Annotated in this window: 14 protein-coding genes; 4 read left to right on the top strand and 10 right to left on the bottom strand. The window is 63.3% G+C overall.

Annotated features, from left to right (window positions below):
- Window positions 1-18: 18 nt before the first annotated feature.
- The 7 genes from AC2ETI_RS17515 to AC2ETI_RS17485 form a co-directional block, all read right to left on the bottom strand.
- Window positions 19-1,056: a lysophospholipid acyltransferase family protein gene (locus AC2ETI_RS17515; protein WP_021333923.1), complete on the bottom strand. Its 1,038-nt coding sequence runs from the start codon at window positions 1,054-1,056 to the stop codon at window positions 19-21.
- Window positions 1,053-2,186: an NAD-dependent epimerase/dehydratase family protein gene (locus AC2ETI_RS17510; RefSeq protein WP_483634161.1), complete on the bottom strand. Its 1,134-nt coding sequence runs from the start codon at window positions 2,184-2,186 to the stop codon at window positions 1,053-1,055. Before AC2ETI_RS17510 ends, AC2ETI_RS17515 begins: the two co-directional genes overlap by 4 nt.
- Before the next feature lie 237 nt (window positions 2,187-2,423).
- Window positions 2,424-2,525: a 30S ribosomal protein bS22 gene (locus AC2ETI_RS17505; protein WP_003402602.1), complete on the bottom strand. Its 102-nt coding sequence runs from the start codon at window positions 2,523-2,525 to the stop codon at window positions 2,424-2,426.
- A 244-nt stretch (window positions 2,526-2,769) separates the two neighbouring features.
- Entirely contained in the window at window positions 2,770-3,006 is a 237-nt protein-coding gene (locus AC2ETI_RS17500) for a helix-turn-helix domain-containing protein (RefSeq protein WP_003941845.1), read from the bottom strand.
- 126 nt (window positions 3,007-3,132) lie between these two features.
- A complete protein-coding gene (gene proC, locus AC2ETI_RS17495; RefSeq protein ID WP_019744381.1) occupies window positions 3,133-3,948 on the bottom strand; it encodes a pyrroline-5-carboxylate reductase in 816 nt (271 codons plus the stop codon).
- 34 nt (window positions 3,949-3,982) lie between these two features.
- Window positions 3,983-4,828: a thioesterase family protein gene (locus tag AC2ETI_RS17490; protein ID WP_483634160.1), complete on the bottom strand. Its 846-nt coding sequence runs from the start codon at window positions 4,826-4,828 to the stop codon at window positions 3,983-3,985.
- Window positions 4,825-5,463 (bottom strand): MerR family transcriptional regulator, encoded by a 639-nt coding sequence (locus AC2ETI_RS17485; protein ID WP_020968930.1) that lies wholly within the window; start codon window positions 5,461-5,463, stop codon window positions 4,825-4,827. Before AC2ETI_RS17485 ends, AC2ETI_RS17490 begins: the two co-directional genes overlap by 4 nt.
- Before the next feature lie 150 nt (window positions 5,464-5,613).
- On the opposite strand from AC2ETI_RS17485, the gene AC2ETI_RS17480 reads away from it, so the two are divergent.
- From AC2ETI_RS17480 to AC2ETI_RS17465, 4 genes are all read left to right on the top strand, one after another.
- Window positions 5,614-6,237: a TetR/AcrR family transcriptional regulator gene (locus AC2ETI_RS17480; protein WP_019744384.1), complete on the top strand. Its 624-nt coding sequence runs from the start codon at window positions 5,614-5,616 to the stop codon at window positions 6,235-6,237.
- 159 nt (window positions 6,238-6,396) lie between these two features.
- On the top strand, window positions 6,397-7,863 hold the full coding sequence (locus AC2ETI_RS17475) for a wax ester/triacylglycerol synthase domain-containing protein (protein ID WP_041814780.1): 1,467 nt from the start codon (window positions 6,397-6,399) through the stop codon (window positions 7,861-7,863).
- 3 nt (window positions 7,864-7,866) lie between these two features.
- Window positions 7,867-10,203, top strand: a complete 2,337-nt coding sequence (locus AC2ETI_RS17470) for a glycerol-3-phosphate 1-O-acyltransferase (RefSeq protein ID WP_243617454.1) — start codon at window positions 7,867-7,869, stop codon at window positions 10,201-10,203.
- Entirely contained in the window at window positions 10,200-11,633 is a 1,434-nt protein-coding gene (locus tag AC2ETI_RS17465) for an HAD-IB family hydrolase (protein WP_019744387.1), read from the top strand. Before AC2ETI_RS17470 ends, AC2ETI_RS17465 begins: the two co-directional genes overlap by 4 nt.
- On the opposite strand, the gene AC2ETI_RS17460 is transcribed toward AC2ETI_RS17465, so the two are convergent.
- The 3 genes from AC2ETI_RS17460 to AC2ETI_RS17450 are packed head-to-tail and all read right to left on the bottom strand — an operon-like array spanning window position 11,613 to window position 14,570.
- On the bottom strand, window positions 11,613-12,497 hold the full coding sequence (locus tag AC2ETI_RS17460; RefSeq protein WP_019744388.1) for a sugar phosphate isomerase/epimerase family protein: 885 nt from the start codon (window positions 12,495-12,497) through the stop codon (window positions 11,613-11,615). The two genes, AC2ETI_RS17465 and AC2ETI_RS17460, sit on opposite strands and share 21 nt — an antisense overlap.
- Before the next feature lie 7 nt (window positions 12,498-12,504).
- Window positions 12,505-13,620, bottom strand: coding sequence for a hypothetical protein (locus tag AC2ETI_RS17455; RefSeq protein ID WP_483634159.1), 1,116 nt, complete (start codon window positions 13,618-13,620; stop codon window positions 12,505-12,507).
- A complete protein-coding gene (locus AC2ETI_RS17450; RefSeq protein ID WP_003941975.1) occupies window positions 13,620-14,570 on the bottom strand; it encodes a Ppx/GppA family phosphatase in 951 nt (316 codons plus the stop codon). Before AC2ETI_RS17450 ends, AC2ETI_RS17455 begins: the two co-directional genes overlap by 1 nt.
- Window positions 14,571-14,605: the final 35 nt, after the last annotated feature.

Genomic DNA, 14,605 nt, shown 5'->3' with positions numbered 1-14,605 from the left:
AAGCGATCCGGACCGAACTCAGCCGAGAAAGACGTTGCGCCGCTTGGCCAACAACCGATAAAGCGTCTGCTGAATCGTTTCTCGGACGTGGTCCGTGACCTCGAACAGGACCATCGGATCGTCGGCTGCACCGCTCTCGAAGGTGTCGGTGACGATCGGTTTTCCGAACTCGATGTACCACTTCGACGGCAATGGAACCAGGCCGAGTGGCCCGAGGTGCGGAAACAAAGGTGTGACCGGGAAATACGGCAAACCGAGAACGCGTGCGAGTGTGGTGAGATCACCGATCTTCGGATAGATCTCCTCCGAGCCCACGATCGAGCACGGGATGATCGGAACACCGGTTCGCATTGCGGCCGACACGAAGCCACCGCGCCCGAACCGCTGCAACTTGTACCGCTCACTGAACGGTTTCCCGATGCCCTTGAATCCTTCCGGGAACACGGCCGCGACTTCACCTTCGTTGAGCAGACGCTCGGCGTCGGGGTTGCACGCCAACGTATGGCCGGCTTTGCGCGCCAGTCCGCCCACCACCGGCATTTCGAAAGCCATGTCCGCAGCCAACATTCGCAGTGGACGATGCGCTGGATGGTGATCGTGCACGGCAACCGACGTCATCAGCCCGTCGAGTGGGATGACACCGGCGTGATTGGCAACCACCAACGCTCCCCCGGTGAGGGGAATGTTCTCGATCCCGCTGACCTCGACGCGGAACCATTTCTCGAACAACGGCCGCAGCACGGGCATGACGACGTTGTCCGCAAAATGCGGGTCGAATCCGAACTCGTCGACCTCGTAGTCGCCGGACACCCGACGTCGGAAAAATTCTGCTGCCGAGGCGATCTGGTCGACGATCGCCGACCTGGCCGCATCGACGAACGTGCTCTCACCACCATGGTCGGCCGCCGACGGCACTCCGGACGGATGCCGACGCTGACTTTGTTCACGGACGTCACGCTCCGCGCCGGTGACGGACTCACGCGAACGAGAAGCTTCCGACTTTCCGGTGTGAGTTGCGCTGGGCCGCAAGGGAATTACCTTCGCCACGTCAGTCACCCCTTCACCGCACTTCGTCCCGACAACGGCATGTGCATCACGTCTGCACTTACGCTCGCCTCGGCAGTGTCACCGCCGAGGATGGTGGTCAACGCATTCTCTGCCCGATCGATCCACTCGGACTTGATGATCCGGCGCGTCTGCATCGCACGCATGAAATCGTCGAGTGCTTGCATGGTGGTCCATCGCGGCTCGAACCCCAACTCGCTGCGCATGCGAGTGGTGTCGAGTCCGCAGCCGAACCGGAAGTACTCGAGTTGCTCGTCGGTGTAGAGCCTCATGGACGACCCCACCAACGCGCTCCCGACACTACGGAACAGAGCGAGCGGCATGGGAACTTCCACCCTGCCTGCCCGGCGGATCGCCTGCGACATCATGACCACTCCGTCGCCGGCGATGTTGTACGTACCCGAGGCGTGGCCGATAGTCGCCTTCTCCAGCGCCGCGAGGGCATCCTCGACGTGGAGCAATTGCAGGCGCGCGTTGCGCCCGACGATGGTGGGCACGAGTGGGGCGGTGACGTAGTGCCCGACGGTTGCAGTCAGCTGAGGTCCGATCAACGGCGCCAACCGCAGAATCCCGACCGAGATGTCCGGGCGCCGACGCCCCATCCCGCGGAGGTATCCCTCGATCTCGAGGCTGTCGCGGGCATATCCGCCCGGCGGCCGGCGGCGCGCACTCATTTCTTCGGTGAACTGAGCGGGATCCTTGGCACTGCACCCGTAGACGACCGAAGCCGAGCGCAGGACCACCTTGCGAACCGTCGGAGCTTTCTGGCAGACCGCGAACAGTTGCATAGCGCCGATGACGTTCATGTCCTTCATCGCGGCGCGGCTGCCGGCTTTGGGGGCTTTCTGAAGCGTCGACGCGTGCACGACGGTGTCGACCTCGGCGTTTCGGATCACTTTGCCGATCAGCGGATTGCGGATGTCTGCTCGCACGAATTCCGCGCGGCCCATTCTGCGCATCATGTCCTTGCTCGGACTGACGGCGTCGACGGCGATGACACGCTCTATCGACGGATTCTGCGCAAGCCTGGTCACCAGGTAGCCGCCGAGAAATCTGCTCGCCCCGGTCACCAGTACGACGCGAGGCGTCGTGCCCCCTGAAGTGTTGTCACCTTCAACCACCAAGTACCCCCATATCCAGTAGAAACGCGCTCTGCCGAAGCGTTCCTCCCGCGATTTTCCCCCACTTTACGGGCAGAGGGGGTCCCGCGCTGACTACCCAAAATTCGGCCATTCAAGACAAACCGCCCAGACAATGAGACGGCCGACACATCTCTCCCCTGAGATACGTCGCCCCTCCCCTGAAATACATCGATGCCCGCCACCCCGGAAGGGGCGGCGGGCATCAACAGGTACTGCTTATTTACCGAGTTTCCTGCGCTGTACTCGGGTACGACGAAGCAGCTTGCGGTGCTTCTTCTTCGACATGCGCTTGCGACGCTTCTTGATCACTGAACCCATAGCGGGTGTCCCTCACGTTCTTCTCTAGCGTTCCTGCGCACGCCGGTCACGTACGCCTGCGCCAAGCAATTGGCGCCTGGCCCTCGTTTTAACTAGCTCAGCGCCTTACGACACCAGCTTGCTGGTACGACAGTGACTCATCGTACCGGTGTGGTCTCACTCGGCATAAACCGAGCCTCCGGCACAGCAACCGCTGTGCCCGCGACTCGGCTCACGCCGAGGTCATCCTCTTCGAACCGGCTGGTCAGCCGGCATCGAAGTACGAGGTTTCGAGGTAATCGTGTACCGCCTTCGCGTGTACACGGAACGAACGGCCCACTCGTACAGCGGGCAATTCGCCACTGTGTACCAACCGGTACACAGTCATTTTCGACACCCTCATCAAAGTTGCTACCTCAGCAACAGTGAGGAATTGCGTGCCGGCCACTGCCGGCTTTCCGTCGTGGGACGAACCCATGGACGGCTTGTTTGCAGACACCATTAATCCACATACCTCCAGCACGACTCGCGCCGCCGGCTTCCCCTCCGGCGGAACAGACACGTACGTACTAAGTCGAGCTTAGCTGTACTGGTGGGGTTAAAGCGACGGGTGTGGCTAAACGGACGACTATTCCGCAGCTGAACCCATCGCGGCCGAGCGCGACTTGGCGGCATCCAAGGCATCGAAGAACGCCGTCCGCAGGCCGCCCGCTTCGAGCTGACGCAGTGCCGCAGCCGTCGTTCCACCCGGTGACGTCACCGCGGCGCGAAGATCCGTCGCGCTGTCGCCGGTGCGATCGAGCATCGCTGCGGAGCCAACCATCGTCTGCACCACTAATTCGGTAGCGACCGGGCGCGTCAGGCCGAGACCGACTCCCGCATCGATCATCGCTTCGGCAACCAAGAAGAAGTAGGCCGGGCCGGAACCGGAGACAGCAGTGACCGCGTCGATCTGCGATTCGGGAACCGTGACCACCTTGCCGACGCTGCCGAGGATGCCGCGTACGAGCTCGAGATGCTCGGCCTTGACGTGCCGTCCGGGCGAGAGGACGCTCACGCCCTCCCCGACCAACATGGGGGTGTTCGGCATGACGCGGATGACCGGGAACCCTGCGGGCAGACGCGTTTCGAAGAACCCGGTCGGGATACCCGCCGCAAGGGAAACGATCAATTGCTCGAGGTCGCCGTCCAGATCGACCTTCGTCAACGCGGTGAGCGCTGATTCGACGTCGCCGGGCTTGACCGCGATGACGATGACGTCGGCGCCCTCGGCGGCGTCGGCGATCGTGCTGACGCGGATGGAGTATTCGGCGATCAATTCGTCTGCGCGAGGTTGATACTGCTCGGCGACAACCAGATCCTTGATGGCGTGGCCGGCCTGCAACAGCCCGGAGATCAGCGCCTCGCCGATCTTGCCGCCACCGATAATCGCAATTCTTGTCATGGCGAACAGCCTGCCACGACCGCAGCGATCGACCCTAGCGGGGCATCATCGCCAATTGACGGCTCTGTACGACGACTGCGCCCGTCGAATCGAGAACAGCATGATCCTCTTCGAACCACATGCTGCCCAGAACATCCGAGCTTGCCCGCACGCGAAGCCATCCCGGCGTCGGCAGTCGGCGCAGGTACGTCGTCAACTGCACGGTCGGCGCCCACCCGAACAGGCCGCGGTTCATCGTCACGGGCGCGCTGATGTCGCCCGCCATGATCGCGAACAGCACAGCGGTGTCGATGTCGTTCTCGTCCTCGGGTCGAGGACGAACCCACATCCTGACCTCGGCCTCGCCTTGGCTGCCGGTCAGGAAGTGCGCCGAGGTGGTGTCGATTCGCATGTCGCAGCCCTGCCCGACGTGCACGACCTGCGCCATCGGGTGATCGCCGATGACGGCCACCGCACTCTCCGGCGGTTCCGGTGACATGTCGTCGATCGACGAGGCAGTGACGAAGGTGGGGTCGCCGTCATCGGGGAATCCGAGCGTGACCGCCGCGCGAACAGCGCTGCGTCCCGCCTGGCTCAACTCGACGTCGAACAACGCGACCTGGCGTCCCTGCTTTCGGACGATCACCTCCAGTTCGACTTCACCGGGGTCGGGGGCGGACAGATAGTTGGCGCTCACCGCGAGTGGCTGCATCTTCAGAAGCGAGTCGTTCTCACCTGCGCCGTCTCGCAGACATTGACGCGCGGCAGCGGCGCACACAGCCATCATGGAGCCGCCGTGCACTTTCGGCCCGATGGTCCAGATCGGATCGATCGTTGCGGTGTATCGCCCGTCGCCGAGCGAGGTGAGGCGATTGAGATCTTGAAAGGGGCTGGTGCTCATCGATTTTCCTGTTCGGTGCTTTCTCGGTGTTGCGGGAAATGTCGTGCGGCCAAGTCCTGGTGCGCCAGGCGTCGCAATGCTGTCAGGACGGGTTCGTACATGGCGGTTCCGAGGACCGCATAGCGAATGCCGTCCTCGGTCGAACTGGTAGGCATCAGCTCGATTTCCACTTCGGCAATTCCTCGGATGTGGTCGCCGTAGGCGCGCAATCGCTCGTCCGAGAGGCTCAGTCCGGCATCCTCGAGACCGATCAGTGCACGCTCGAGGTGAGCAACCGCCACGTACCTCGGCTCGTAGACCTGACCGAGAAACTCCAGAACCTTGCGAGCTCTGGGGAACTGTTGATCCGGCACCGGATCGACGTAGGGCGGTAGTTGCGCGATCGCGCGACCGAAAGTCTCGAATTCGGATCGCTCGTCACTGTCCACCAATTCGAGCACCGCACGAATCCGTGGAATCGCGAGTCCCGCCCCGGCCAGCGCCCTGATCAACGCGAGTCGCCGGACGTGCTGTTCGCCGTACCTCGCTCCCGTCGCGCTGGTCGGTTCACCAGGCATCAGCAGACCTTCACGGAGGTAGTACTTGATCGTGGCCAATGCAACGCCGGACTGTGCGGCCAATTCGGAAACCTTCACCGCTCCTCCGTCCAACTCGCTCGGGCCACCACTGGATAGTGATGCTATCCAATGGTGGCCGAGCATCGGTAGGCAGGACACGCCTTGCGCTAGGGTTGAACCTTCTCTGCGCACACCACCAGAAATTTCCGAACGGAGCGAACAGGCGGAATGACGGATTTGCAGTCGGGGGCTCAACCCGACGAACAGTGGCGCATCGTCGAACCACTGACGCTGACTCCCCTGCTCACCGCCGCACTCGAGGTCTTCCACGAACTCGGTTACCACGGAGCGTCGGTTCGTGACATTGCAAAACGCGCCGGCGTCACGGTGCCGACGCTGTACTACCACCACGGCAACAAACAAGGAATCCTCGTCGCGCTGATGGAACCGGGCATCGAGAACGTCACCGCACGCGCGAGCGCTGCGGTCGACGCTGCCGGACCGTCGCCGACGGCACAGTTCGGCAATCTCGTCGAGGCGTGTGTTCTGCACATGACCAGTCGCTCCGACATCGCGTTCCTCGATTCCGAACTGCGGTACCTCGAGGACGCCGAACGAAAGAGCTACGCCGCCAAACGAAAGAAGCTCGAGAATCTACTCGTCGACGTTTTGACGGCAGGCGTCGACAGTGGTGAGTTCACGGTCCCGGACATCACCGGAACGGGCCGCGCACTGCTGGGCATGTGTCAGTCCGTCGTCCTCTGGTATCGACTCGACGGACCGCAGACTCCGCGCGAAGTCAGTGTTCTCTACCGCGAGATAGCTCTGAAAGCCGTCGGCGTCACTTCGTGAACGCTGGTCGAATTTCCAGGCATGTCCGATTAGCCCTTAACTGACGAACGTCACACCTGTCGGCTGACACCGAAACCGGGACGCGCCCACTGTCACGGGTCCACACTTAGAAGCAGAGATGCGCGGGGTGGATCCGCAGACCGAGGGAGTTCTTGACGTATGGCCAACAGCAATCCATTTGTTCCTCCGAGCGCGGTCGACGTCGACCTTTCCGCGGTTGCCTGGGGGGCGAACCGCACGATGTCCGACTTCGAGACGGGCATGTGGCGGATGGAAGAGGCGCAGCCGCAACTGCGCTCACCGATCGTTGCGGTAGAGGTTCTCGATCGAGCTCCGGATTGGGATCGACTTCTCGACGCAGTCGAGTGGGCATCACACGTGGTTCCGCGTATTCGTATGCGCGCGGTGGAACCGGCAATGCAACTGGGCAATCCGGTGTGGTCGGTTGATCCCGAGTTCGACATCGGCTATCACCTACGACGCGTCCGCTTGCCTGCACCGGCGGACTTCGATCACGCGCTGCGCATGTGCCGTCACCTTGCGACCGAACCTTTCGACAAGGCTCGGCCGCCGTGGAGCGCGCTGCTCATCGAAGGTCTCGACGACGGTCGTGCCGTGTTCGTGGTCAAGACTCACCACTCCATCACCGACGGCATGGGCGGCATCCAGATGATGACGCTGCTGCACAGCAGGCGCCCGGATCCCACTCCGAACAAGCCCGACCGCACACCGCCGGCTCCGGAGCACCTGTCGTCGGTAGGTGCATTCGGCGAGGAGGTCGTCAGCGAGATCCGGCGTGCGCCATCCCGTATCGCCAAGCTGGTTCGCGGCGCCACCAATGTTGCGACCACGGCGATCTCGAGTCCGTTCAGCACGGCTTCCGAGGTCCTCGGGTACGCCAATTCACTCCGCAAGATCGTCACTCCCCCAGCTCGTTCCGGTTCCCCCCTGCTCCACGATCGTGGTCTCGGACGGTGGTTCGGAACTCTCGAAGTGGGTGTTCCCGAGCTCAAGGCCGGAGCAAAAGCTGCCGGCGGCTCACTCAACGACGCTTACGTCGCCGCTTTGCTCGGCGGCTTCCATCGCTACCACGAAGCCTTCGGACAATCTGTCGAGAGCATCCCGATGGGTATGCCGATCAGCATGCGCACCGGCGCGGATGCCAACGGCGGCAACCGGTTTGCAGCCGTTCGCTTCAACGGCCCGGTCGCCGAAACAGATCCGGCCAAACGCATCAGGCAGGTGCGAGAAATCGTACTGGGTCTGCGTGAGGAACCCGCGTTGGACGCTCTCGACGTCGCCGCCCCGATCCTCGCTCGCCTGCCGAATTATCTACTCGCGAACTGGTATCTGTCCCAGTCGACAGGACTGGACCTGCAGGCTAGCAACGTCGCCGGCGTACCGGTACCGGTCTATCTCGCCGGAGCGAAGATCGAGCGGATGTTCCCATTCGGCCCGGCGCCCGGTTGCGCGGCGATGGCGACACTGGTCTCCCACGTCGGGGTGTGCTGCATCGGAATCAATCTCGACACCGCCGCGATCACGAAGCCCGCGCTGCTGATGCAGTGCTTGCAGGAGAGCCTGGACGAGATCGTGGCTCTCGGAGTCCCAACGGAAGGTGCGTGAGTCATGAGCGAGAACACGACCAACCCGCGCGTGTACCTCACCGAAACCATGACAGAGGCCGAAGCCGGCGTGCTGCGAAAGTGGCTTGCCGACAAGGCAACCTCATCCGAAACTCGGCCGGTCACCGTGAACATCACCGACAAGACCCTTGCAGAACTGGCGGCACGGACCGACGACCCGATGCTCGCACCGCTTCGAGTGGTGTGGATTCCGGACACCCATACCAAACACAACGTCGCGGTGCGACTGCGTGATGCACTGGCACCGCGCGATCCCCTCCACCCCGGACGCGGTGCGCAACGCAGAACCCTGCGCACCGACCCTTCACGGTGCCAGGTCATCGAAGGTGAACCAGCACCACTGAGCGATCTCGAGCGTCGCCTCGAAAAGAGCGGTGGCGGTTCACTACCCGAGTTCATCCGACGGCAGGCCGCCCTCGCACTCGAGCGCGCCGAATTGGGCCTTCTGGGTGGCCAGTACAAGGTGTCGCGGTTCGTCGTCGACGAGATCACCGACACCCGCCGGTTCACCACCGAGGTGATGGCTTTGGCCGACCGGTTGAACATCGCCGTCGCCGAAGTCGACCGCCGCGCCCGTGAGGCTCTCGATGAAATGGTTGCCACCCAGAGTCGCCAAGCCATCGCGGTGTGGGATCGCCTGGGCCGCTACTTCGCTCGCGCCTACAAGCTGGACGTGGACACGAGCCGCTTCGAGGAACTCCGTGAGCTGAACAAGGAACACTCACTGGTCTTCCTCCCCAGTCACCGTTCGTACCTCGATCCCCTCGTCCTGCGTCCGGCGTTGATCGCGAACGGCTTGCCGCTCAATCACGTGATGGGCGGCCTCAACATCAGCTTCTGGCCCATGGGCTCGATCCTCAAGCGCAGCGGCACCGTCTTCATTCGTCGAAGCATCGGCAACGACGAGGTCTACAAGTGGTCGATGCACGAGTACATGCGCTACCTGCTCACCAAACGCTTCAATCTGGAGTGGTACATCGAAGGTGGACGCGGGCGTACCGGCAAACTACGCCCACCGCGCTTCGGTCTCCTGACCTACCTGACCAAGGCCTTTCAGGTCAGCGGCGCATCCGACGTGTACCTCGTCCCCGTCGCGCTGAGCTACGACCAGCTCTACGAGGTCGGGGCAATGGCTGCCGAGGCACTCGGCGCCGAGAAGACACCGGAAGGCCTGCGCTGGATGGTGGGTTACGTACGCGCACAGGGAAAACGCAACGGCGTCGCGCACGTGACCATCGGCCGGCCGCTCTCACTCGCGGACGCACTCAGCCAGGAAACCGATCAGCGCCTCGCCATTCAAAAGGCCGGCATCGAGGTGTGTCACCGCATCAACGAGGTCACACCGGTGACCGTGTCTTCACTGGCGATGTTGGCGTTCCTCGGAATCGAAGACCGGGCGTTGACAGTTCGTGAACTCACCGCGATTCTCACGCCGCTGTTCGGATACATCACCGCGCGAAATCTTCCGATCGCCGGCGACGTCGAACTGTCCGATCCGCGTGTCATCGAGAAGGCGTTGCAGACACACGTCGATTCCGGTGTGCTCGAGCGCTTCGATCGCGGCGGCGAGCAGGTCTTCTACCTCGGCAAGGACCAGCATCTTGTTGCTGCCTTCTACCGCAACAACACAATTCACTTTCTCGTCGTGCGCGCCATCACCGAACTCGTGCTCCAGGCAGCCGTCGAAGAGCGGTTCGAGGATCCCGTCGGAGACGGTTGGGCCGAGGCCAAGCGCATCCGCGACCTGATGAAGTTCGAGTTCTTCTTCAGCGACCGGGACACGTTCGAGCAGGAGATGCGAACCGAGCTGACCCTGATCGATCCCGAGTGGGAAACCGTCATGGCCGCCGACAAACGAACCGAGCACATGATCGAGACGGTGCGGCCGTACCTCGCGCACCGAGTGCTGCAACCGTTCCTCGAGGCGTACCAGGTTGTCGCCGATCAGCTTGTGCTCGCGCCGATTTCGACGTCGTTCGACGAAAAGTCCTTCATCAGCAACTGCATCGACGTCGCACATCAGCGTCGCCTGCGGCAGCAGATCGCCAGCAACGAATCGGTCTCCGGTGAGTTGTTCGCCACTGCACTGAATTTGGCGCGCAACCGTAACTTGATCGAAGTCGACGACGACGGAGTCCGGGCCAGGCGCCTGGCGTTTGCCGCGGAGATCAAGGTCCAGGTCGAACGTCTGCGCCATATCCGAGCACTCGCGCACGCACGGCTCGATCAGGTGGCAATGCCCGTGCCCGACGCCGCAGCAGTAGTGACCATTCCAGAAGCAAACCGAGCGCCCGCCGAGAACGAGGAAGTAGGACTGTGACCGGACTCGAGCGTCTGCACTCCGCCATCGAAGCCGCGCCTCCCGGGCCCGGAACGATCGCCGCCTTCGACCTCGACGGCACGTTGATCAGCGGGTACTCAGCCAGCGTTGTGTACCGAGACCGCCTGCGACGCTTGGATATCAGCGTCGGCGAATTGTTGCGCACCACCGGCGCCGCGATCGACACCCAGTTCCGTGGCGCTGATGTCGGAGCGCTGATGGACATCGGCGTTCGCGCCCTGGGCGGCCGTACCGTCGAGGAACTCAACGACTGGGGCCGACGGCTGTTCAAGCAGGAGATCGCCGCGATGATCTACCCGGAAGCCCGTGGGCTATTGGCGGCACACCGGCGAGCCGGCCACACGATCGTGATGGCCACGTCGGCGACTCCGTTCCAGGCCAAGTACGTCGCCGAAGATCTCGACATCGAAGACGTGCTGTGCACCGAGCCCGAAGTCGTCGACGGCATGCTCACCGGCGAACTGTCCTCGCCCGCTCTGTGGGGGCCGGCCAAGGCCAATGCCCTTGCGGGCTATGCCGAGAAGATGGGCGCCGACTTGAAGAACGCGTTTGCGTACTCCAACGGTGTCGAAGACGTCTTCATGCTCGAGGCCGTCGGGCGACCTGTCGCGTTGAATCCCGATCGTGGTCTGGCCAGGATCGCGTTGCGCAATCACTGGCCTTCGGTCAGCCTGCGTAAACCGCAACGAGGCGCAACGCCGATCTCGACGATCCGAACGGCGACCGCCATGGGCGCTCTTGCTGCCACCGCCGCCCTCGGCGCGTCGGCGGGCATCGTCACCGGCAACCGTCAACTGGGTGCGAACCTGGTCGGCACCTACGGCCCCGACATCTCGCTCTCACTGCTCGGCATCGACGTCGAGATCGACGGCGAGCACAACGTGTGGGACCACCGCCCGGCGGTGTTCATGTTCAACCATCAGAGTTCCCTGGACATGTTGGTCCTGGGCACCGTGATCAAGCGTGACGTGACCGGCGTCGCGAAGAAGGAAGCGGCAAGCGATCCGCGGTTCATGCCCGTCGGCGCACTGCTCGACGTCGCCTACATCGACCGCACCGACACCACAAAAGCGAAGGCTGCACTGCAACCGGCAGTCGACAAGCTCAAAAATGGTGTCTCGATAGTCATAGCTCCGGAGGGCACCCGTTCTCCGACGCCACGCCTGGGCCCTTTCAAGAAGGGCGGATTCCACTTGGCGATCCAAGCCGGTGTGCCGATCGTGCCCGTGGTGATTCACAATGCGGGTGAACGGATGTGGCGCAATTCGCTTGTCGCCCATCCAGGCCCGGTCTACGTCTCGGTGCTCGATCCCATCTCGACCGAAGGCTGGGAGACCAAAGACCTCGACGCACACGTCGAGAAGGTACGCGCGCAGTTCGAAGCTGCGCTACTTGCCGGCCACCGCTGAGCGTGCCAGGTGCTCGCGTGCAAACGCGAGCGCCTGCGCCAGCATCGACGACCGCTCCCGCCGGGTGCGCGCGTTCTGCGTGTTGATCTCGATGACAGCCTGGCCGCTGAATTCGCTCGCAGCCAATTGCTGACACAACTCCGCGCACGGCTGTGAGCCATGCCCCGGAATCAGGTGCTCGTCCATCGACGCCCCGCGACCGTCGGCCAGGTGCAGGTGCTCGAGCCCCTTGCCCATACGGGAGGCCAACTCCAGGGCATCCATGCCCGCCGTCGCGGTGTGCGACAGGTCGAGTGTGTAGTGAGCGTGATCGGAATCGGTCGGGTCGTACGACGGACTGAACGCGGACAACGCTGCCCCCGGACCGCCACGTTTACGCAGACGCTCCGCGGACTTGTCCTTGCCGCCGAAGAAGCTGTCGGCGCGCATGGGGAACATGTTCTCCACCGCCACCACGACGCTGCTCTTCGATTCGAGATCGACAACCTGTTCCGCGAAGCCTTCGGCGTACTTGCGCTGCCACCGGAACGGCGGGTGGACGACCACCGTCGTCGCTCCCAAGGTTTCGGCAGTGCGTACCGAACGCTCGAGCTTCTCGACCGGATCGGAACCCCACACGCGCTGCGAAATCAGCAGACACGGCGCATGCACGGCCTGCACCGGAATCGCATACTTGCGAACGAGGGCAGCGACAGCACCGATGTCCTGACTCACGGATTCGGCCCACACCATCAGTTCGACACCGTCGTATCCGAGATCAGCGGCGTAGCGAAATGCTGCTTCCGTGTTCTCCGGATACACCGAGGCCGTCGACAAACCGACGGCTATCGGCCGACGAACCATGCGCTGCGATCCCCCGATCATCGTCCGATCAACCCGAGGTCAACAAGAACGCCAGTGGACCGAGCGTCACGATCATGCCGACGACCACCGCGATCACGAAACTCGTGATGTCGTCCGTCTTGCGCAGAACCCGCACGACGGCCACCAAGCCGACGATCACGATCAGCGCGAGCACCAACGCCACCCACGGCAGCATGTCCCACAGCTTCTCGAAGCCCTTGAACATCGCGCCGCCGACGATCAGTGCAACAACCACCTGACCGGCAAGCACTGCCCATTCACGGATCGAGTTACGCTCGCCTGCCTCTTCCGCTGCCGGTTCGGCTTCGACATCGGACTCCGCGACGGCACTGGACTTTTTTGCACCGTCATCGACAGCCGGCGCCTTGACCAGATCGACCACGGCGGTCGATTCGGCCTCACCGGCATCCGCGTCTGCGATCTTGTCGATCAGTTCGGTGCTCTCTTCCGGCGCGGCCGGAGCAGGAGCAGTCGGTGCAGGTGCCTTCACGACAGGAGTGGGGACACGCGGCGGCAGGATCGGCGGACGCAACGACGGCGACTGGGTTGCGGCGCGCTCCTGACGCATCAAGTCGCCCGCCAGGGTCTGACCCGACAGCAGTGCTGGTTCCTGCGTTACCTGCGTCGGTGACGAGGAGTTGAGCGGTGCCCGGCTCACCCACTGCCCGGGCGAGGACTTCGAGGTCTGTCCCGGAGAAGGTGTGGAAGTCGGCTTCGGAGTGGTGACCGGCGGTGTGGCAACCGGCTTCGACTCGGCCTTGGGTGCCTGCGGCTCGTCATCGTCATCGTCGTCGAACGAGACGGCGAAGGCGGCGGTGCGGTCGGCGGGAACCTTCGGTGCCGGTTCGGCTGACTTGGCGGTTTCCGCGACAGCCTCGGCCGGCGCAGAAGGTGCAGCGTTTTCTGGCGCAGGGGCTTCAGGCTGGGCTGCTGGTTCGTCCGACTCTGGCTCGGCGGCCGCGCGCGATCCCGACTGGCGAACGATCGGGATCTCACCCGTCAGTTCGGCGACGGAGATGCCACCGGCTACGCCGCGCCGGCGTCGTCCACCTCGGGATTCGACGCTCTGACCGTTCCGCTTGAGCAGTTCCGCTACGGAAATCTGCTGACTGTCCTCGGTCATCAAGCACTCACCACCAATTCACCGCCCATTTCTGTGTCGAGCTTTCGCAGAATCAGACCCTCACGCAGTGCCCAGGGACAAATTTCCAGTTCGTCCACTCCGAGCGCCCGCATGGTTGCCTCTGCGATGAGCGCGCCGGCCACAATCTGCTGTGACCGATCCGAGCTCACTCCTTCCAATTCTGCACGGTCCGCTGCCGTCATCCTGGATATGAAGGCTATGAGTTGCCTGAGTCCGCTGGAAGTCAGGGTCCGTTTTGCCCGGGGGCCTGCGGCAGAAGGGGCCGCGCCGGTGAGCCGAGCCAACGATCGGAAGGTCTTCGAGGTCCCGACCGTGCGGTCCCAGTCGCCGGCGGCGCGCAGTTCCTTGGCTGGTCCGACCAACTCCGCGTCCAGCCAGTCGCGCAATACAGCGACCCGGCGCTTGCCCGGCGGATCGGCCTGTAGCCAGTCGCGCGTCAACCGTCCCGCACCGAGTTGCAGTGAGAAGGCGACGTCCGGATCCTCGTCACCGCCTGCGGTGAGTTCGAGCGAGCCGCCGCCGATGTCCAGGTTCAGGATGCGTCCGGCGCTCCAGCCGTACCAGCGGCGCACGGCAAGAAAGGTCAGGCGGGCTTCGTCGACCCCGGAGAGAACCTCGAGATTGACTCCGGTCTCGGCGCGGACGCGGGCGAGCACAGCTTCGGAATTGTTGGCGTCACGGACGGCGGAAGTGGCAAAAGCCATCATTTCCTCGCACCCGGACGTCTTGGCGATACCGGCGAATTCGGAGACCGTCGACACCAAGCGATCGGCCCCTGACGTGGTGATATCGCCGCGGTCGTCAGTGTTTTCTGCCAGCCTCAACGTGGACTTGGTCGAGCTCATGGGTGTTGGGTGGCCGCCCCGATGGGCGTCCACAACCAATAGATGGACGGTATTGCTTCCGACGTCGAGTACCCCTAGTCGCACATCGCCACGTTACTGGGTCTACCGTCGGCCCTTGT

The organism is Rhodococcus sp. MurmanLake-1 (assembly GCF_056945715.1).
This window is presented reverse-complemented; position numbering and strand designations above follow the sequence as displayed.